This is a genomic window from Streptomyces sp. NPDC087263, from assembly GCF_044744645.1.
In the GTDB taxonomy this organism is placed as follows: domain Bacteria; phylum Actinomycetota; class Actinomycetes; order Streptomycetales; family Streptomycetaceae; genus Streptomyces.
On record NZ_JBIUYT010000005.1, the window covers coordinates 16,212 to 34,201 of the forward strand.

Consider the following 17,990-nt stretch of genomic DNA (forward strand, 5'->3'; position numbering starts at 1 on the left):
GGAGACTGTATGGAGGCTCGCCCATAAACGCAAGTAACGACTGCGTTAAGGTGGGGGCATGAACGAGCGACAGCGAGCCCGGCGGCCCGGCGGGCGCAGCGCCCGCGTCGGCGCGGCGGTGCACCAGACCGTCACCGACCTGATCAGCGAGCGCGGCTACGGCAACTTCACCGTCGGCGAGGTCGCAGCCCGCTCGGGCGTGGCCGACAGCAGCATCTACCGCCGGTGGGGCAGCCTGGAAACCCTGCTCACCGACGTGGCGCTCACCCGCCTCAACTCGCGGTCGCCGATGCCCGACACCGGGAGTCTGGCCGGTGACCTGCACACTTACGCGGCCACCGTGGCCCGCGAGATCACCGGACCCGACGGTCTGGCGGTGGTGCGCCTGGCCGTCGCCCTGTCGAGCAACGGTCAGCAGGGCCTGCAGGCGCGTGACGACCTCCTCGCCGAACGCACCCGGCAACTGCAGTCCATGCTCGATCGAGCCCGCGAACGTGGCGAACACGCACCAGACGCGTTCGCCGTGCTGGACCACATCCTGGCCCCGATGTATATCCGCGTCTTGTTCGGCATGGGGCTCACCCCGGACTACGTCGACGGGCTGGTCGACCGATTGCTGTGACCTCGACCTGGTCCGCGGAACCAGCGACGTCACCCGCCTCTGCACCCTCGTCGCGGAGGGCAGGCTCGACTGCCAGATCGAACTCGGACACTCATGGCGCACCATCGCCGAAGCAATCGACGCCCTGCTCAGCCGCCGGGTCGGCGGCAAGGTCGTCCTCCACATCGACTAGCCACACCGGCCGGGGCCGCGCGGTGCCTCCTTCCCCGCTCGTCTTTCAACGTCCCTCCCGGGCAGAGCGCTTGAGTAACCCGTCGTCGACGCGGCAGACGCGGCCCTGGCGTGACCAGGGGCGTTGTCACGACACTGTTGATCATGGCGAGGCCGCGAGGGGCAGTCTGCAGCACGACGATGTCCGCGCCGAGTCCCCGACCATGTCGTCCCGGTACCAGACTGACCTCTACGACCGCCTGACCACCCGCGCCGCTGCGATGCGATGTTCGAACTGGCGACGCAGTGTTGTGCTCGGACAGGCCCGCGCGCACACTTCTCGACCCGGCACTCACGCCGGAGCACCACCGTGCCACGGGGCCTCAAACGGCAGTCCCCGACCAACGACGGACAGGCGTTGCCGGTTTCACAGCGCCTTGCCCGGTTTCACCGCGCCTTGGCAGAGCTCCCGATACCGCAGGCTGCGGACGGCCGGCTGGTGCCGGCCCCGGACGTCTCTTCATGGCTGCGGCCGGACGCCGATACCACGCCAGACCTCCCGTTCTCCCACACCATCGACCCGAACGAGCACAAGGACCAGAAGGTGCCCACCGCGGCCGTACTCAACCGCAGCCACGATCGAGTACGGCCGGACCACTTGGACGGCAGCACTAGACACCGTCCGGCGCGCCGACAGACCGTCCAGCGACATGGCAGGACGGCGAATCCCCTGGTCGTGCGGTCGCGGCGGACGATGTGCATGTCGATGCCGAGGGCGGCGGCATGTTCCACGAGACGCTGGCGGTTGCCTCCGTCGGCCCAGGACTTACGGACGGTGGGATGCTCGACGGCGACCTTCCCGATCAGGGCCTGGCCTGCGATCGAGTCCTGCACGCTCGCAGCGGAAACCACGGTGGCCAGGAGCAGGCCGACGGTGTCGACGACGATGCTCCGCTTGCGGCCCACGATCTTCTTGCCCGGATCGATACCCTGCCCGCGGGCAGGGACACTGCTGGAAGTCTTGATGCTCTGCGAATCGATGACACAGGCGCTCAGTTCTTCCTCCCTGCCTTCCTGACTGCAGACTTGGCGACGCAGCAGGCTGTTGAACTGAACGAAGACGCCCTCTTCCTGCCCACGCGCGAAGCAGGCGTTGACGGTGTTCCAGTGCGGATAGTCGTGCGGCAGGTAACGCCACGGGACCCCGGTCCGGTTCACCTAGAGGACCGCGTTCAGCAGACTGCGCAGGTCATGATCCGCGGGTCAGCCGATACCCAGGCCGCGGCCGCGACGCTCGGACCGCCAGGCGGTCAGGACCGGCTCGACCAACTCCCACCGGGCATCGGACAGATCACTGGGATATCGGCGACGTCAGGGCACGGTCCGGGACTACCCACCAGGCCCAGGCGCTCAGACCAGCGCCCGAAGCAGACGGCGCGCGGACAGCGCCGCCATCACATCCAACGAGTCGTTCGGAAAAGCGCACATGTTCCGGCGAACCTGTGTCAGGCAGTGGCTGAACAGCACGGGTTCAAATTGGAGAGGTAGACCATCGAGCTGGACGTATCCTTCGTGCCGTGACGGCGATATACGTGCTGGACGGCACCCAGGTGAGGACGCTGGAAGACTTCTGGCGACTCATCGGCGAGGCGGTCAACGGCCCTGGAGGCTACTTCGGCAAGAACCTCGACGCCTTCGCTGACTGCCTCAGCGGTGGCTTCGGGCAGCCCGACGATGATGACTACGTTGTTGAATGGCGTGAGCACCAGGCGTCGCGCGAGCGTCTGGGCTATCCGGAGACGGCTCGCCAGCTGGAGATTCGCCTCTCACGGTGCCATCCCACGAACCGTCCTGCTGTCAGCGCGGATCTGGCTGCGGCGCACGCAGAGCACGGGCCGACCGTCTTCGACTGGCTGATCACGATCTTCGAGGATCGTGCCCCTGGCGTCCTGCGGCTTCAGTAACCACCAATGCCTGGTCTTCACCGCTCCGGCAAGCAGCCCTCATCGACGTGGTTTGCGAGATAGATCATGGTGCCTTTGGGGTCCATGCCGAACGCGGCGGCGACGAGGTTGGGATCCATGGTGTTGACCAGGTCGAGCAGTCGAGTGCAGCGGATCATTCGGGGCGGGAAGCCGCAGGCGTCGAGGAAGTGACTGACATAGGCGGTGGACGCCGGGCCCGGCCGACCTTCGTCTGGCGGGTGACCATGACGTGGGGATTGTCTGTCTGCTGGGCTTCGCAATGGGCCAGACAGCATTCCAGCACTGCCCACGACGCCGAGTCCAGGGGAACCGGATGCGGACGGTCGCCGAGCCGGGTTGGGGCGAGCCAAGCCATGGCGCGAGGGTCCAGCGGTGACGGCCCAGTGGCTCAATTGGTCGCTTCCCGGGGGGCGGACTGCTCGCTACGGTGGGTCGGTCACGTACAGAATCAAGGTCCTCTTCCGGGCGGGAGCACCGTTCGCTTCCGGTCTGTGCGGGGCTGTGGACCGCCGGGCACACGAAGCTCAAGGGGGACTTGTGGCGAGCAGGATCGACAGGATCAGAAGGTGTGGCCTATCCGTCGCGGCGGTCTGCGGACTCGTGGCGGGGATTGTGTTGGGTGGGTCGGGCGCTGCGTCGGCAACCGACCCGGCGGACGCCCCACCCGGTTACGCGGGGCCATTCTCGTCGTGCAAAGGCTATGCGCTTCCCCGCATGCCCCTCTCGGACAACGTGGGATACATCCAGGTCTGGAAGGACGATACAGGGAGCGGCACCTACTGCGCGATGACCTTCGACAACCGGGCCGGCTCACACAACATGGAGGTTCGCGTCCGCCGCTACGTCTGGCAGACCTCGTGGTACGACAGCGGCTCCTACTCGACCTACGCCGGAAGCATCTACGTCTCAGGCGCCAACATCTACTGCGCCGAGATCACCGGGTGGGTGGAGGTCAACGGCACCAAGTATTCCGGAGGCGGCCGGGTCAACTGCGACGATTAGGTGTCCAGTACCTGCCCATTGACCTTGACGAGTGGTACGAGAGCTCCGAGCACGTAGCGAAGGTACGCACCCGAGTGCTCGACACCTCCGACCCCTGCCGCCAGGTGGATCTGCTTCGTGATGCTGCCCGCAGTACTGGAGATCGCGGGTTCGGGACAACGGTTCCAGGGACGGCTCGTTGACGGTGACGCTGCCGATAACGTCATCCGCGCTGGTTGGAGCCAGTGCGCGGCGGTTCGCCGGATGTCGGCCGCGTCGACCACTCTGGCACGACTGGTGATCACCCAGGCATGATGACCGACCATGCTGCTGCGACTGGTGTACCTGGGCATGGCGAGCGCCTTCGCGATGCCGCGGCTGCTGCCGATGAGCGATGGGGACATGGACGTAGAGGTCCTGGCTCTGCGCCATCAGATCGCGGTGCTGGAGCGGCAGCTGAACGGGCAGCGGGTGCGGTTCGACGCGGGCGACCGGGCGTTCCTGGTGGCGCTGCTCCAGGGGGGCTAGGGCGGACTTCAGCGGGATCTGTCAGCGATCACGGGGAGCGGTCACGATCCGTGAAGGGTCCGTTCGATACCGGACCGTGAGCCGGGGTACGCTCCGCCGTGGTCGGCCGGACATGACGCTCCGTCATGTTCCGGTGGGGCGGACTGAACCGTGCCGTCGGGGTCGACGTCCAGGGCATGAACCACGACGAACTCGCCTGGCAGGACGTGCTGTTCAAGGGATTCGAGGTGCTGGTCACCACGGCGGTGCACGGCGGGTGCGGGATGGTGGTGCGGCTCAGTGTCTGCCGTGACGCGGGCTCGTGTCCGGCTTGCGGCCGGGCGTCGACACGTGTGCATGACCGCTACGAGCGTCGCTTACAGGATCTTCCGCCGGCCGGGCACGCGGTACGAATCCTGCTCTTGGTGCGGCGCTTCGTATGCGCTGACAGCGCTTGTCCTCAGCGCACGTTCGCCCAGCAGATACCAGGATTGACCAGCCCCCTAGGCCCGTGTCACGGACCGGCTCCGCGCATTGCTGGACCGGATCGCGCTCGCGTTGGCCAGCCGTGCCGGGGCGCGCATGGCCAACGCTCTGGGCCTTACGGCGGGGCGGATGGGGCTGTTGAACCGGATTCGGGCCATGCCCGACCCGCTCTACGACACCCGCAGGCCCTCGGTGTCGACGATTTCGCCACCCGGCGCGGCCACTCTTACGCCACTGTGATCACGGATGGTGAACGGCACCGGCCCATCGATGTGCTGCCGGGGCACGAGGCGGCACCGCTGGCCGCACGGCTGACGGCCCACCCGGGGTGGAGGTGATCTGCCGGGACCGGGCCAGCGCCTACGCCGAAGGCGCCGCGCTCGGCGCCCCGGATGCCCTGCAGGTCGCAGACCGGTTCCATTTGTGGCAGAACCTCGGCCAGGAGGTCGAGAAGTGCGTCGCGGCCCACCGCGACCAGCTGCGCGTTCTCACCCTGCAGCCAGAAGAGGAGGACGCCACGATCTCGACCGGCAGCACCCGTCAGGAGACGTCGCTGCCCGCCGATGCCTTGCCGACCGGGTGCCGGGCTGAGCGCATGCGGGCGCATCATGCCCTGGTCCACGGCCTGTTGAACGAGGGCGTGGGTCTGCGCGCCATCGCCCGGCATCTGGGCTGGGGACGTCACACCGTCCAGCGGTTCGCCCGCGCGGCCCGCTGGCAGGACACCGTCACCGGCCGCCGCACCCGACCCAGCCGCCTCGATGTCCACCGCCCCTACCTGCAGTGACGCATCGACGAGACCGCGGGCGCCATCTCCATCAAGGAACTGCGCGAGGAGCTCGCCGCCCTGGGCCGGCCGGTGCCCTACAGCAGCCTCCGCGACTGGGCGCGCAGCCGTCTGCAGTGGCCCGACAACCCTGCCCGGCCTCCGGCGCCGCCGAGCGTCCGGCAGGTCACCGGCTGGCTCACCCGTCGCCCCTCCACGCTCACCGAGGACGAACATCAACAGCTGAAGGCAGTGCTCGACGCCTGCCCCGAACTGGCCACCGCGCACCGGCTGGTCCGCGGCTTCGGCAACATGCTCACCCAGCAGACCAGCGTCCTGCTGCCCGCCTGGATTGAGGACGCCGCCGAGGCGGACCGCCCGGACTGACCGGCTTCGCACGCGGCCTCACCAGCGACTTCGACGCCTTCACCGCCGGACTCACTCTCCGCTGGAGCTCGGGCGGCACCGAAGGCGCCGTGAACCGCATCAAAAAGATCAAAAGGCAGCTATACGGACAGGCCGAATTCGAACTACTCCTCAAGATGATCCTGCTTCAGTGACCGCCGTGACGGCTCCTCGCGATCAATGCCAGAGCCCGCTGAGACGGGGCCTTTCCAGACTGTGGCCACGGCTCGATTCGGGTCCTGAACGGGGTCTGCTGCGAGAGGAGCAGAGCAGCGTTGCCATCGCCTCCAGCGAAAGGCTTTGCGCGTGCGTCCGTCCGTCCGGATGATGGGGTGGCACGGTGATCAACCACGATGAGACAGGGGCCGTCCGACCGTTGACCCTTGCTTGGGTGAGCCGGCACCTGAAGGCCGGCGAACGGATCGTCAAAACCGAGACACTGCACGGCGGCATCACCGCCGAAATGCGGCGGCTGACCATCAGCACGCGGGACGGCGGCACCCGCGACCTGGTGCTGCGGACTTTCGTCGACCCGTTCTTCGTGGAGCACGCCGAGGACCTGCTGAACCGGGAGGCCGGCGTCCTCACGCTACTCAAGGGGACCGGCGTGCCGGCTCCCGGACCGGTCGCGGTTGATCCGACCGCCGCGCACTGCGAGTATCCGTCACTCCTGATGACACATCTGGCGGGCCGGACGGTCCTCGATGAGGAGGGATTGCAGGCGCGCGTCCCCCTGTTGGCCCGTGAACTGGTGGCAATCCACGCGTTGCGACCCGCCGAGCGGCCCCGGGAGTATGAGGCGTGGACGACCGCCGACGCAGTCGACCCTCCAGACGGCGCCGACGCGGCGGCATGGACCGCGGCGATAGACGTGATCCGCAAGCCTGCGCCGTCCTATGAGGGACGGTTCCTGCACCGGGACTTCCACCCCGGCAACGTGCTGTTCGACGTGCCGCCCCCAAGCCTGGCAGGTCCCCGGATCACCGGGGTCGTCGACTGGGTGCAGACCTCCTGGGGCCCGGCGGACCTCGATGTCGCGCACTGCTCCACCAACCTCGCGCTGCTGCACGGCCCGGCGTGGGGTCTGCGGTTCGCTGAAGCCTATGAGGAGGCTGGCGGGGTGCTGGCCGCGGCTGCGAGCGAGCGGCTGTACTGGCGGCTGCTGGACGCTCTGGCATTCACGGCGGGTGCGCAGTGGGTGGCGCGGCCGTGGCGGGAGGCGGGGCGGGCGGAACTGACGACACCGGCCGTGGAAGAGCGACTGGATGCCTACATCACCGCTCTGATGGACGCGCTGGGCTGAAAGGACGGCCCGGGGCGCGGGCACGGAGACGAGCACCAGGCCCGGCTGCCACGTCCGGCAGCGGAGCCGCTCGCACACCCGCACCGGGGCACCCCGACTTCCGCACTGGCTCCCAGCCGACGGCCCTGCGACACCTCCGAATCGAACCGCGACATCACCCACCGTGACCACTCCCCGTGATCGCTGACAGATCCCTTCAGCGGCCCCATCGGGGCGACTCCAACTGGCCCCAGTGGGAGGGGCGTTCGGGAGTACTGAGGGGTGGTGGCGGGGCGAAGTGGGGTCTGGCAGCGATCACGGGGAGCCGTCACGGTCCGCGAAGGGGCCGTTCGGTGTCACCGAAAGCTGAGCACTTCCACCGAAGGTTCCTTCATCCTGAAGGCTCAGCAAGCGGACAGCGGACAAGGGAGACAAAGATGATCGCGAGGGTGGCCGTTTGGGAACCGATGCCGACGGATGACCGTGACTGGGTGCTGGAGGCCGCTGCCACCGTGCCGGGTGTCCATGGTGCGTATCACCTCATCGATCCTGCGACTGGCAACGGGCTGTCTGTCGCCTTCTTTGAGGACGAAGCCGCAGCTCAAGCAGCCCGAGAAGCGATAGAGAAGCGCGCCGAGGAGATCGGCTGGAACAACGTCCCGCACCCGGCGCCCGCCTCCCAGACGATTTACAACGTCATCCGGCACGGGTAGCCCGGTACCGGAAGCGTGTGCGCTCAACATTCGATGGCAACGCTCGACCTTGGATGGCACGGGACGGGAGCTGTTCGATTTCGGACCGTGAGCTGGGGTACGCCCCGTCACGATGCGCCAGGCATGACGCTCCGTCATGTCCCGATGAGGCGGGCTGAACCGACCCGTCTGCGTCGACGTCCAGGACATGAACCACGACGAACTCGCCTGGCAGGACGTGCTGTTCGCGGACTTCGTGGTGCTCGTTACGGAAGCTGTGCACAGCGCGGGCGGGTTGGTGGTTCGCGCCCGAGGCCGAGCCGATGTCCTCTACGCGATGCTCCGCGACGGAACCTTCTACGAATCCCGGCCGACGACTGCGGTCACCTGACCAACGGCTCCGCAAGGAGGACAACTCGATCAGCCTCGACATCGAACCCGAGCACCGGATGGCCAGAGTCGCTCTCCGGATCCATCAGCACCCACTTGCCCAAGTGCCGCCCGATCTCACGAAGGAAGCCACAGAACACATCTAGTCGCGCCTGGCCCTGCAACTCCCGCAAATTGACGTCGAAGTCAATCTCATCGTCGGCATGGAAACGGAAGATCGCGAGCACACCGGGCACCGGCCAAACTCGCAAACTTGGGCACTCGGCTTCCGCGGGGCGGGCCAGAACGGCCGCCGCACGAGGCACCGGAAGCACCGTCTCGCCTTCGGAGTACTGGTACTTCCAGCCCCTCTCAACGACAAGATCGAGGACCCACTGCCAGTCCTCCACGGAGGCACCTGGGACCCGCACATCCGGCAGCGACCCCATCAGGTCCGGATCGAAGAAACAGCTCACGTCGTCCCACAGCAGATCGGCCATGCCGCCATCCTTCCCGCCTACGCGAACCAACGCAGCCCCGTTTCGCTTGACCAAAGGGATAGAGGCACCCCCCGGATCCGGCCGGCTATCGCCTGCCTCTCCGCAGCGGCGCCCGTCCGCAGGCCAAGCGCCACATGTGTGGGGAGATCCACTGAGCAGGTGGGGGTTCGCCCGAGTAAGGAGTGGCCGTTTTCAAGGAGCGCCATCACCCCGATCTACGACATACGCATCAAGCAGCTCTTGGAGCGCCCGAGGATGGACCAGTCATTCTGGGCCGCGTTGGCTGCCGCACTCCGCGTGGACAATGGCGCCTTCCACGAACAACTGGTCCGTCTCGGCGACAAGGCGGGTATCGGCGAGGGCATCGGCGTTCCGCGTGTGTTCGACGTCATCGCCTGGATGCATCAAGGCCAGCAGGGGCAAGCCGCAACGAGTTGAGCTCCGCGGTGAAGTCGGACAGACTGCGCTGGCCGGACAGCGATCATCCGGACTCAGAGCTCGCACGCGACAGCCCTCGCCTGCTCGTCGCACATCGTGCACACCCGCCGGCCGTCCACCGTGCCGCTCAGACGGCGCCGCTGCCCGCACACCGGGCAGAGCGGCTTGATGACGGTGCCGGTCCCGGTCGCGGCGAGAGCGTCGATGAACCTCACCCGCAGATCCTTCGCGATCACCGCGGTCTTCTCGCCGCGGGTGAACCGTTCGCCCGCCTGGTACCGGATCCGCTCACGAAACTCTCGCCGCTCGGCGGTCAACCCGCCGCCCTGCGCGTACCGCATACGACCGGCCTACCGCAGCGATCAGCACCCGACAACAACCCGAAGAGATCAGTAATTCGAAGCCGCGCTCAGGAAGCTCGTACGGTACCCCGACACCGCGGCAGGCTGACACCAGGCGTCCTCGGGCCAGCTCATAAGCACGTGGTCGCCGGCACCGGTCCGCTCCGTCAATACGACCTGTGCTGCCTCGATCGCATACGAGCCGATTCACTTGGAGAACTTCTCCTCGGCAGTTGCCGCATCGCCCCACCAGCCGTACATGACGGGACGGCCAGAGGACGTCAAGGTGAGAGGGAAGCGCATCGGGTCTGTCACCCGTGCTGGCCCCTTTGCCATCGGCTCGGCTCCCGACCAGGTCGGGCCAGTCGGGCCTTCTGCGTGCCAGGTTCTCACGACGCACGGAGACAGCGACCGACCGGTTCCGAGGCACCACACCTGATGCGCCCGTTGAGACGCGAGGGTTGACGGTACTTCAGCACCCCCCTAAGTTCACGACTTGTAAAAAGCCGTGAATCCCTTGTGTCACCCCACTGATCGTCCACCACAGTCGCATCAGCCTCCCGCCTTCGGAACGCCCCGCCCGATCCAGCGCCCGCACCGCACGCCCAGCGTCGGATGAGCGAGTCTCACCGGCTCACACCGAGCGGCAGGCGACATCCCCCACCCGATCAGGAGTTCCCGTGCCTCTGAGACACCCACACTGGTGGCGACCGCGCTCCCGGACCGCCAGTCCCGTGGTGCGCAGCCGTCGGGCCACGCTCGCGCTGACGGCGACGGCGGTCGGCGCGCTGCTCGCACCCGTCGCTCTGACCACAGTGAACGCACCGTCGGCCCAAGCAGCCGGCGCTCCCGTGCAGGTGTACTTCAGCTCGGAGTCGACCGCCTCGGGATTCGGCCCGGCCAACGCGAACTGGTTCACCAACCCGGCGGCGGGGCTCGCCTCCACCCAGTATCAGTTGTCGCGACAGTCCGACCTCACCGCGGTCACCGCGTCGGGCACGGCCACCATCACCGCTGACACGGCCACCCGTTACCAGTCCGTCCTTGGCGTCGGCTCCTCGCTGGAGGAGTCCACGATCTACAACCTGTCCCGGATGAGTGCCTCCGCGCGTACAGCAGCGCTGCGCAAGCTCGTCGACCCGGTCAACGGTGCCGGGTTCAACATCGCCCGGATCCCGCTGGGTTCGAGCGACTTCACCTCGCGGCAGTTCTACACCTACGACGACGGCGCGGCCGACCCGAGCCTGTCGCGGTTCTCCATCCAGAAGGACATCGACTACAACATCATCTCGGTCCTCAAGGAAGCGAAGGCGATCAACCCCAACCTGCTGTTGTTCGGCAGTGTGTGGAGCCCCCCGGCCTGGATGAAGAACAACAACAGCCTGATCGGCGGCACCCTTCCCGACGCGAACATCCCTGTGCTCGCCACCTACTTGCGCAAGGCCGTCACCGCCTACGCGGGCCAGGGACTGCCGCTGTACGCCGTCACGATGCAGAACGAACCGCTGTTCTCACCGCCGGACTACCCGGGCATGACGCTCACCGCCGACCAGGAACGCAGGATCGCCACCGCGCTGCGCGGCGAGCTGAACAGCAACGGCGCGTCGGCCACCAAGATCTGGGCCTACGACCACAACTTCGGCGACGGCCCGACCTACACCGCCGGGGTCCTCGGCAGTCCCGGCTCACCCAGCAGCGCGTTCAGCTCGGTCGACGGCGTCGCCTTCCACGACTACGGCGGGGATCCGACCGCCATGGCACAGGTCAAGTCGAGCTACCCGACCAAGGACGTGGCCATGACCGAGCGCGCCGTGTGGGGCACCGCCGGCGCGGACCGGATCGTCCAGTACTTCCGCAACCAGTCGATCATGTACCAGGACTGGGTCACCATGCTCGACCAGAACCGCAGCCCGGAGCAGTGGTCCGGTGCACCCGACCCGACCATGTTCATCCAGTCGCCGAGCAACCCGGACACGTACTGGGCACTGCCCGAGTACTACATCGTCGGCCAGTTCTCGAAGTTCATCGCACGCGGCGCCACCCGGGTCCAGACGAACAACGGCACCAGTGGCAATGTCACCAACGTCGCCTTCCTCAACCCCGACGGCAGCCTGGTGACCGTCGTGGTCAACCAGACAGCTTCCAACCAGCCCTTCACGTTGCGGGCCGCCGGCCAGCAGGTCAGCAGCACGCTGCCCGCCAAGACGGTGGGCACGTACATCTGGCCCGACGTCGGCGGGGGCACCAGCGGATCTGTGGACCCGACGAAGTGGTACACGGTCACCAACGCCAACACCGGCAAGTGCGTTGACGACGCGGCTGGTTCGACCGCCAACGGCGCCGCCGTACAGCAGTGGACCTGCGTGTCCGGGAGTACCAACCAGCAGTGGCAGTTCCAGTCCACCGACAGCGGCTACTACAAGCTCGTCAGCCGCAACGCGGCCAACGCCGTCTGGGACGTCACCGGCGGGACGGGAGCCGGCAACGGAGCGAAGATCCAGCTCTGGGCCTACGGCGGCGGTACCAATCAGCAGTGGAAGGCGGTTCCTCAGGCAGGCGGCACGTACACCCTGACGCCACGCAGCAATCCCGCCCAGTGCCTGGACGTCACCGATGGCTCCACCACCGACGGCGCCCGGCTCCAGCAGTGGACCTGCTCCGGCGCTGCTGCCCAGTCCTTCACACTCACCCCTCAGTAGGCCGGATCGGCGCTGCCCGGAGTCCGGCACCCGCGGTGCCGCAGGACGCCGGGCAGCGCCACCCGGGAAAGAGGCGGTCGGCCGGCAGGCTGCGGCGGCAGCCGCCTGCCAGATGTCCCGGAAGATCTCGATCTGCGCCCCGATGGAGTTCAGGCGAGACGCCATTGCAGAGTCTGCTCGCCCACCTGGTGGAGATGGTCCAGGAGGTGAGGGCCTGGGCCGTTCGCGCGCCGAGCATGGCGCGTCCGAGCGAAGCCACGGCGACACATCGACCGCAAGGACAGGCGCCTGCCGTCGACCCGCGGCAGCGGCAGGCCGGCCAGCACTTTCCGCAGTTGGCCGACGTCGATCCGGCCGTGGTTCAGACCGCCGTACATTGGCCAGATCGGCTACCCGCTCGAGCAGTTGGGCAACGCGAAGGCCGTCGCGCAGGAGCTCGGTGTCACCGCCGACCCCGAGAGCCGCTACCGTCGCGGCGCCCGTAAGCACGTCCGCGCCGACGTCGCCGCGACGATCGACGATGCGGTGCGGGCCCGCCAGGAGCCGCAGGTACGCAAGCGCCGGCAGCGACTACATGGTTTTCGACTTCTGAAAGAGGGAATCGAGACCGCTGAATTGACCGGCTGTTGAGCCGAAGCAGGACAGCTGTCACAGAGACGCGCTCGTTGTCACCACGGCGGACATCTGTCACACGCGAGGGATGTGCTGGTCCAGGATCGCCCGGAGCCGCTCGAGGTTCCCAGCCTCATGCACGCCCCGCTTGGGCAAGACGTCGACGCACATGATGTTGGGATCCCGGCTGAGCAGGACAAAGTGACTTGCCGTTTCCCGGTATCCCTGGAAAACGGACCACTTCTGGATCAGTGTGCCGTGGTCGGTACGGCACGTGACCCCGGCCGGAGACACGGTGGCGCGGTACTCGCCCTGCCATCCGACGAGCCGCTGCACCTGGGCGGCTTGCAGCCGCGGGTACCCCCACACCAGCAGGACGACCAACAGGAACAGAACCGTCGAGACCACGTCGACACTCCCGCGGACCACGGCGGAGACCAGCCACTGCCCTACCCACAGGAGGAGGAACACACCCCGCAGCAGTAGCCCGGTCCGCTTGATCCGCTCACGGACCCGCAGGCCGACCAGGGCGTCGGCCGACTGGGGCCGGTACGCCAGTTCAACTACGGTCCGCTCGTCCACGACATTGTCAGAGTTTTCCGTGTGGTTGGTGCGTTGGTCGCTGTGGCCTTCGGCCATGGTCCCTCCCGGTATAAGGCGTGCGGATCATGACGAACCGAAGTCCGCCCTCAGCCCGGGTCGAAGTCCCTCACTCAATCGTGCTTCGGCTCAGCTGTGACCGAATACCTCACTTGGCGAGTGAGCCCACGAGTTGGCGGCTGGTGCGAGTACTTCGTCTGGCTGGTGCGTTTCACGTTCGGCGTGACCAGTCCGCACCGACCTCGGTCCGGCCCTCACCAGGTACCGTGCTGGGAAGAACCCGCCCACGAGACCTCTGAACTCACCCTGACCGACCCGACCAAGGCCTTCGCCCCCACACCGAGTCGGGCGCCAGCATCGCCGGCGCCGCCCGGAACGGCCACCGTCAATATCGAACGGCGGGTGGGTGCGGCCGCCGTCGCCAGAACTCCGGTGGGCCGCAGGGGTCGGCCCACCGGAGTTCTGGCGACGTCGATCAGGCGGCGTACACCCGACCTTCCTTCACCAGGTAGTTCACCGGGTCCGAGCAGCCGATGGACGGCGTGACCAGCAGGCTCACCGCGAGCGGCGCCGGCTCCGTGCTCGCGGTCGAGAACTCACAGATGGCGCCACTGCCCGTGACCGGGAACCAGAACCACCCGTTCACGTCGCCTACGGTGACCAGGTCGGTCTCCTTCCAAGCACCGCCGCTCTGCTTGTAGACCTGGAGTTCCACGGTGGCGGCGTACTGGTCCTCCGGTGACTGCAGGGCGGTCAGGGTGATCTTGTAGTCGCTCCCGAGGACGGACGAGGCGATCTGCTTCTTCTGCTGCGCCGGTGTTGACGTACCGGCACTGGACGCCCCGGCGCCGGCGGTCCCCAAGACCCCCGCCATCAGGAGAGTGAGGGCCGCGGTGGAAGCGCGGCGGGTGCGGACGCGGTGACGGATGCCCTTGCGGACCGTGCTCATGTTTCCCCCGTTGGAACCAGTTTGTGCTGAATGGTCATTGTGCGTCATACGGTAGATATGACGACTCGCCAGGCCCAAAGGTTGTACCGCTGTCCGGTCTCGCGCTCGGCTTCAGCTGGCGGGTCCGTGCCCTGTACCTTCCGCACTGTCTCGGGCTGCTTCATCGGTGGGCCGTCTCAACTTCACTGCACTTCCCCCGTGGTCCACCAGGCCACCGATGAAGGTGCACGCCGCTGACCCGGGGCGACGACCTCCTGCCCGATCCGGTCCCGACCCAAGCCGTCACGCGGCGATCGTCAATCACCCGAACTTCGTGGTCGCCACGCCGGACTCTCCCCGCGAGGACACCAGCACCGTCCAGACCCGGGACCGCATCCGCTACCAGCTGGTCCTGGACGCCGACTTGAACGCCGAAGCCGTCGATCCCCCGCCGCGGCCGAAGACGTCTCAGAGGGCCTTTCCTCCCGCTGTTTCATATCGGGATGCGTCTTTGGGTGAACTGTCAGAGCCCTCGCCAAGTTGGGGTGGAATCCTTGGTAAGGCGGCGGGCTATCAGGGGCGATCAGCGCGATGCAGATCATGGCGGTGGAACAGGTCGGGAGGGCTTCGGCGAAGAGCTCCAGGAACTTGCGGTGCTCGGGATCGCTGACGGTCGACAGCTTCTCAGCGAGCCACCGCTGGAACAGCAGCAAGTGCCGGTCGGCCGGCGGGAGGACGCCGCACTGCATGAGCAGGTCGCGCAGGTAGGCGACCGATCGCCACGGAGTGAGCTGACTCGGCCCCTCATGGGTGAGCGGGACTTGGTTGCGGGCCAGGGCCTACAAGTTCCGCTGAACATGGGGCTGGTCGGTCGAGGTCAGCCCTCCCCAAGGGCGTCTTATCTGTCGGAGCGTGTCAAACAGTGGGAGGAGTTCGGGCCGGATGCTGCCCGTGCCGTCGTCGAGGAGTTCGTGGAGACGCTCGGCCAGGACACATCGGCCGCAGACTCCGCGTCGGTAGCGTCGTGCTTCCTGTCTGCACCGTTCGCAGGTGAAGTCGCCGAGGCCACCGGCGCAGTCGGTGCAGAGCGTCCCGCCGGCCGGTGCGAGGCCCGGGGTAAGCTGGTCGACGCCGCAAGCCCGTGCAGGTTCCGTAGGTCTCCAGGGCCTGGCGTAGCAGCCCGCGCAGAGGTAGCCCTCGGGCCAGTGGGCTGCCCCGAGTCGGACGGCCCGGCGGCATCGCGCGCGCAGAACAGGTATTCGGCGCCGACGCGGGTGCGGCTCATCTTTCGGGCCGGATGCGGGCGCGTTTGGGCCGGACGGCCGACAGATCGACAACCGCGTCGCCGGTGGCGACCTTGCGGACCGTGGCGTTCTCCGCCTTGGTGGCGATCAGATCGGTTGGGATCCAGTCGAAGATGTCGCAGAGCGCGGCCAGCACCGGCAGGGACAGCCGCTCGGGAGTGCCGGTGACCAGGCGGTGGACCTGCTAGAGGGAGAGGTTGATGCCGCGTTCGGCGAGCGGCGGGGCGAGCTCGCTGGTGGTGAACATCCCGGCGGCGGCCATCCGCTCGCGTAGTCGCCACTGGTAGCTGACCTGGCGTTTCATCAGACCCTCCTCGCGGGCTTGAGCGCGGCCTCGACCGTCGCGTCCAGGGCGCGACGCAGGGTGCGGGTGCGGGCCGCTCCGGCACGCGATCAGCGACGGCCGGTGGCCAGGATGACGAGGAACTGGCCGCCGCCCGCCTCGATGTCGGCGGTCACCGGCAGCCCCGGTACCAGTCGGGAGAACCGGTCCACCAGCCAGTCCGCCGCCTCTTGGGCGTCCCGCCTGGTCGGACAACGGCCCACCATCTCGCGGCCCCCCTTGCGCTCCAGCCTCCCGGCAACAGTGATCAGCGGCGCGGGTTCGACCACGTACAAGCGGTCCGGCCAGGCGATGACCACCTTGACCGCGCCCTTACGGGAATTGCACCCACGGTGCGCGAGCCGCTCGGCAACCTTGGCCTTGCGGTCGGCGGTCCGGCCATCGACGCTGGGCCCCCGCGGGTCGTTCACCGACTCGTCGGGGTCGACCGATTCGTCACACACCCAGCAGCGCCAGCCGTCACGCTCGGCCACATCATCAAGGAGACTCACCCGAGCAAACTAGCCTGCCCGGCCACCACCCCGCACACCAGGTGCTCGAGGAACGGGGCAGCCTGCCAGCACTCGGCACCGGCACCACGCCCAGATCTCTTGGCTGCCCGCTCCAAGACGGCGGCACCCAGGCCAGGACACCACCGGACCGACGGCCCGACCGCACGGGCCCGGCGGGCCTTCACCGTGAGCGTGGCGGCGCAGCGGGGCGGGCGGCGGAGTCCGGGTCCAGAGGCGAGGTCGGCTTCACCGCTCAGATGCGCCGGGCTGGAAACGACTGCAGCCGGCAGACCCCGCGGGCGTGATCCGATCACTGCGACCCAGCCCACTACTTTCCCTGGAGCCCATCCGACCCGCGCGGCTCACCTCAGCACACGTCGGCGGGCAGATCCGCGGGAGGAGTAGCGGCGTAGAACCCGCGCAGCGGCTCCTCGATCTTCTTGTCGGCTACCTGGCGGGAGATCAAGGACCGGTCCAGTAGTTGGTGCTGCCGCTGGTGCGGTTGGGGCTGGTCCTTTTCATCTGGCGCCCAGAGCACAAGCCAGCGCAGTTCCAGATCGCCTTCGAGGGCCGCCTGACCCCGAGCAACAACTGACCACTCAACAACCAAGATCAGCCGTTAAATTGACACACCCCGCCTGGGGTTCGATGCTGAGCGGCGTCCAATCGGTCGGCCGTTCCACTGACCCGGTAGCTCCGGGGCGATGTTCATTACTCGCTTGAAGGCGGTGCTGAAGGCGGCTCCGGACCCATAGCCGAATTCAGCGGCCATCGATGAGACCGTTCTGTCGGACTTCAAGAGGATTTGCTTGGCTGAGTGCATGCGCAAGCTCAGCATGTATTTCGCCGGAATTGTTCCGACGGAACTCCTGAATGCGTCAGAAAAGGCCGATCGCGACATGCTTGCCGCTTTGGCGAGTTCACTGACAGGCCAATTCCGCGGTCCAACATCAGCGTCTGCCCCGATCGGGGCGTGGCTGTCTCGTGTGCGATGAGCCGCATCGTGGCGCGCAGCGCGCCAGTCTCGTCCGAGTCCACGGCAAGGTGAATGACGGGGGGTAGGGCCTTCAGTAGCAGATCGGCGTTGGCACGGTCGAAGGTGAGTCTCCCGCCGATCAGCGTGGTGTCAAGTCCGGTGCCGCAGTGCCCGCGTTCTTGTCCCGGTGCCCAGACGGCTTCCAGGAGCACCCGAACCGCCCGCGGATCGCTGGAGAGTTGGTACGGCCTGCCGCCCACGACCAGGTAGCCATCACCGTCCCGCAGTCGCAGCGGTGCTTCCGCGCCCTCCAGCGTGAGCCAACAGGAACCGGCCAGAACCACCCCGAACTTCACATGCAATTGACCGGGGAAGGTCACAGCCCAGTCACCGCCCGCCCTCAACTCCGCACATACGGCGCTCTCGACTTTCGACAGGGACAGTACGTGGGACAGGGGATCCACAGGAATTCCGGACGATCGCGAAAAAAGAGCGGTGCTTCGCGTATGGATT

At 67.3% G+C, this 17,990-nt stretch carries 21 protein-coding genes and 3 pseudogenes; 13 read left to right on the plus strand and 11 right to left on the minus strand.

Annotation, left to right across the window (positions count from 1 at the left end):
- Positions 1 to 58: 58 nt before the first annotated feature.
- The gene (locus tag ACIPC1_RS17120) at positions 59 to 622 is read left to right on the plus strand and encodes a TetR/AcrR family transcriptional regulator (protein ID WP_402517708.1); all 564 of its coding nucleotides are present in this window, start codon (positions 59 to 61) and stop codon (positions 620 to 622) included.
- A gap of 831 nt (positions 623 to 1,453) precedes the next feature.
- Here the strand turns inward: ACIPC1_RS17120 and ACIPC1_RS17125 are convergent.
- Positions 1,454 to 2,122, minus strand: a pseudogene (locus tag ACIPC1_RS17125) (IS5 family transposase); the annotation flags it as partial.
- A gap of 227 nt (positions 2,123 to 2,349) precedes the next feature.
- On the opposite strand from ACIPC1_RS17125, the gene ACIPC1_RS17130 reads away from it, so the two are divergent.
- The gene (locus ACIPC1_RS17130) at positions 2,350 to 2,736 is read left to right on the plus strand and encodes a barstar family protein (protein ID WP_402517709.1); all 387 of its coding nucleotides are present in this window, start codon (positions 2,350 to 2,352) and stop codon (positions 2,734 to 2,736) included.
- A gap of 17 nt (positions 2,737 to 2,753) precedes the next feature.
- Here the strand turns inward: ACIPC1_RS17130 and ACIPC1_RS17135 are convergent, their stop codons facing one another.
- On the minus strand, positions 2,754 to 2,894 hold the full coding sequence (locus ACIPC1_RS17135) for a hypothetical protein (protein ID WP_402517710.1): 141 nt from the start codon (positions 2,892 to 2,894) through the stop codon (positions 2,754 to 2,756).
- 577 nt (positions 2,895 to 3,471) lie between these two features.
- Here ACIPC1_RS17135 and ACIPC1_RS17140 point away from each other — a divergent pair.
- From ACIPC1_RS17140 to ACIPC1_RS17175, 8 genes are all read left to right on the plus strand, one after another.
- Positions 3,472 to 3,759 (plus strand): hypothetical protein, encoded by a 288-nt coding sequence (locus ACIPC1_RS17140; protein WP_402517711.1) that lies wholly within the window; start codon positions 3,472 to 3,474, stop codon positions 3,757 to 3,759.
- Between the two features lie 303 nt (positions 3,760 to 4,062).
- Positions 4,063 to 4,266, plus strand: coding sequence for a hypothetical protein (locus ACIPC1_RS17145; RefSeq protein WP_402517713.1), 204 nt, complete (start codon positions 4,063 to 4,065; stop codon positions 4,264 to 4,266).
- Positions 4,267 to 4,529: 263 nt separating this feature from the next.
- Positions 4,530 to 5,069: a transposase family protein gene (locus ACIPC1_RS17150; protein WP_402518773.1), complete on the plus strand. Its 540-nt coding sequence runs from the start codon at positions 4,530 to 4,532 to the stop codon at positions 5,067 to 5,069.
- Positions 5,066 to 5,518: a hypothetical protein gene (locus ACIPC1_RS17155; protein ID WP_402517716.1), complete on the plus strand. Its 453-nt coding sequence runs from the start codon at positions 5,066 to 5,068 to the stop codon at positions 5,516 to 5,518. Before ACIPC1_RS17150 ends, ACIPC1_RS17155 begins: the two co-directional genes overlap by 4 nt.
- A 72-nt stretch (positions 5,519 to 5,590) precedes the next feature.
- Positions 5,591 to 5,884 (plus strand): hypothetical protein, encoded by a 294-nt coding sequence (locus ACIPC1_RS17160; protein ID WP_402517719.1) that lies wholly within the window; start codon positions 5,591 to 5,593, stop codon positions 5,882 to 5,884.
- Between the two features lie 409 nt (positions 5,885 to 6,293).
- Positions 6,294 to 7,205 (plus strand): phosphotransferase family protein, encoded by a 912-nt coding sequence (locus ACIPC1_RS17165; protein WP_402517722.1) that lies wholly within the window; start codon positions 6,294 to 6,296, stop codon positions 7,203 to 7,205.
- A 416-nt stretch (positions 7,206 to 7,621) separates the two neighbouring features.
- On the plus strand, positions 7,622 to 7,897 hold the full coding sequence (locus ACIPC1_RS17170) for a hypothetical protein (protein WP_402517724.1): 276 nt from the start codon (positions 7,622 to 7,624) through the stop codon (positions 7,895 to 7,897).
- A 187-nt stretch (positions 7,898 to 8,084) separates the two neighbouring features.
- Entirely contained in the window at positions 8,085 to 8,267 is a 183-nt protein-coding gene (locus tag ACIPC1_RS17175) for a hypothetical protein (RefSeq protein WP_402517725.1), read from the plus strand.
- On the opposite strand, the gene ACIPC1_RS17180 is transcribed toward ACIPC1_RS17175, so the two are convergent.
- Positions 8,260 to 8,745 carry a hypothetical protein gene (locus ACIPC1_RS17180; RefSeq protein ID WP_402517728.1) on the minus strand — a complete coding sequence of 162 codons (486 nt, stop codon included), beginning with the start codon at positions 8,743 to 8,745 and terminating at the stop codon, positions 8,260 to 8,262. The two genes, ACIPC1_RS17175 and ACIPC1_RS17180, sit on opposite strands and share 8 nt — an antisense overlap.
- 159 nt (positions 8,746 to 8,904) lie before the next feature.
- Between ACIPC1_RS17180 and ACIPC1_RS17185 the strand changes: the two genes are divergently transcribed.
- Positions 8,905 to 9,183: a DUF6308 family protein gene (locus ACIPC1_RS17185; RefSeq protein WP_402517731.1), complete on the plus strand. Its 279-nt coding sequence runs from the start codon at positions 8,905 to 8,907 to the stop codon at positions 9,181 to 9,183.
- A 53-nt stretch (positions 9,184 to 9,236) separates the two neighbouring features.
- Here ACIPC1_RS17185 and ACIPC1_RS17190 read toward each other — a convergent pair whose 3' ends face one another.
- Positions 9,237 to 9,524 carry a hypothetical protein gene (locus ACIPC1_RS17190; protein WP_402517733.1) on the minus strand — a complete coding sequence of 96 codons (288 nt, stop codon included), beginning with the start codon at positions 9,522 to 9,524 and terminating at the stop codon, positions 9,237 to 9,239.
- Positions 9,525 to 10,258: 734 nt separating this feature from the next.
- On the opposite strand from ACIPC1_RS17190, the gene ACIPC1_RS17195 reads away from it, so the two are divergent.
- Positions 10,259 to 12,223: an RICIN domain-containing protein gene (locus ACIPC1_RS17195; protein WP_402517735.1), complete on the plus strand. Its 1,965-nt coding sequence runs from the start codon at positions 10,259 to 10,261 to the stop codon at positions 12,221 to 12,223.
- Positions 12,224 to 12,451: 228 nt separating this feature from the next.
- Here the strand turns inward: ACIPC1_RS17195 and ACIPC1_RS17200 are convergent.
- Positions 12,452 to 12,600: pseudogene (locus tag ACIPC1_RS17200) on the minus strand (transposase); the annotation flags it as partial.
- A gap of 1 nt (position 12,601) precedes the next feature.
- On the opposite strand from ACIPC1_RS17200, the pseudogene ACIPC1_RS17205 reads away from it, so the two are divergent.
- A pseudogene (locus ACIPC1_RS17205) lies at positions 12,602 to 12,793 on the plus strand (XRE family transcriptional regulator); the annotation flags it as partial.
- Positions 12,794 to 12,910: 117 nt separating this feature from the next.
- Here ACIPC1_RS17205 and ACIPC1_RS17210 read toward each other — a convergent pair.
- The 6 genes from ACIPC1_RS17210 to ACIPC1_RS17235 form a co-directional block, all read right to left on the minus strand.
- Complete coding sequence (locus ACIPC1_RS17210) at positions 12,911 to 13,474, minus strand: YcxB family protein (RefSeq protein ID WP_402517737.1); 564 nt, start codon at positions 13,472 to 13,474, stop codon at positions 12,911 to 12,913.
- Between the two features lie 436 nt (positions 13,475 to 13,910).
- Positions 13,911 to 14,384 (minus strand): hypothetical protein, encoded by a 474-nt coding sequence (locus ACIPC1_RS17215; protein ID WP_402517739.1) that lies wholly within the window; start codon positions 14,382 to 14,384, stop codon positions 13,911 to 13,913.
- 1,260 nt (positions 14,385 to 15,644) lie between these two features.
- Positions 15,645 to 15,803, minus strand: coding sequence for a hypothetical protein (locus ACIPC1_RS17220; protein WP_402517741.1), 159 nt, complete (start codon positions 15,801 to 15,803; stop codon positions 15,645 to 15,647).
- Positions 15,804 to 16,060: 257 nt separating this feature from the next.
- Positions 16,061 to 16,501, minus strand: coding sequence for a hypothetical protein (locus ACIPC1_RS17225; protein ID WP_382476486.1), 441 nt, complete (start codon positions 16,499 to 16,501; stop codon positions 16,061 to 16,063).
- A 619-nt stretch (positions 16,502 to 17,120) separates the two neighbouring features.
- The gene (locus ACIPC1_RS17230; protein ID WP_402517744.1) at positions 17,121 to 17,402 is read right to left on the minus strand and encodes a helix-turn-helix domain-containing protein; all 282 of its coding nucleotides are present in this window, start codon (positions 17,400 to 17,402) and stop codon (positions 17,121 to 17,123) included.
- Positions 17,333 to 17,941, minus strand: a complete 609-nt coding sequence (locus tag ACIPC1_RS17235) for a cupin domain-containing protein (protein ID WP_402517746.1) — start codon at positions 17,939 to 17,941, stop codon at positions 17,333 to 17,335. Before ACIPC1_RS17235 ends, ACIPC1_RS17230 begins: the two co-directional genes overlap by 70 nt.
- Positions 17,942 to 17,990 lie beyond the last annotated feature (49 nt).

Coding starts and splice junctions, on each gene's coding strand:
- ACIPC1_RS17135 (WP_402517710.1), bottom strand. CDS start 2,894: ATGATCCGCTGCACTCGACTGCTCGACCTGGTCAACACCATGGATCCC.
- ACIPC1_RS17175 (WP_402517725.1), top strand. CDS start 8,085: ATGAACCACGACGAACTCGCCTGGCAGGACGTGCTGTTCGCGGACTTC.
- ACIPC1_RS17180 (WP_402517728.1), bottom strand. CDS start 8,745: ATGGCCGATCTGCTGTGGGACGACGTGAGCTGTTTCTTCGATCCGGAC.
- ACIPC1_RS17145 (WP_402517713.1), top strand. CDS start 4,063: ATGCTGCTGCGACTGGTGTACCTGGGCATGGCGAGCGCCTTCGCGATG.
- ACIPC1_RS17215 (WP_402517739.1), bottom strand. CDS start 14,384: ATGAGCACGGTCCGCAAGGGCATCCGTCACCGCGTCCGCACCCGCCGC.
- ACIPC1_RS17150 (WP_402518773.1), top strand. CDS start 4,530: ATGGTGGTGCGGCTCAGTGTCTGCCGTGACGCGGGCTCGTGTCCGGCT.
- ACIPC1_RS17210 (WP_402517737.1), bottom strand. CDS start 13,474: ATGGCCGAAGGCCACAGCGACCAACGCACCAACCACACGGAAAACTCT.
- ACIPC1_RS17230 (WP_402517744.1), bottom strand. CDS start 17,402: ATGTCGCGATCGGCCTTTTCTGACGCATTCAGGAGTTCCGTCGGAACA.
- ACIPC1_RS17140 (WP_402517711.1), top strand. CDS start 3,472: ATGCCCCTCTCGGACAACGTGGGATACATCCAGGTCTGGAAGGACGAT.
- ACIPC1_RS17190 (WP_402517733.1), bottom strand. CDS start 9,524: ATGCGGTACGCGCAGGGCGGCGGGTTGACCGCCGAGCGGCGAGAGTTT.
- ACIPC1_RS17120 (WP_402517708.1), top strand. CDS start 59: ATGAACGAGCGACAGCGAGCCCGGCGGCCCGGCGGGCGCAGCGCCCGC.
- ACIPC1_RS17170 (WP_402517724.1), top strand. CDS start 7,622: ATGATCGCGAGGGTGGCCGTTTGGGAACCGATGCCGACGGATGACCGT.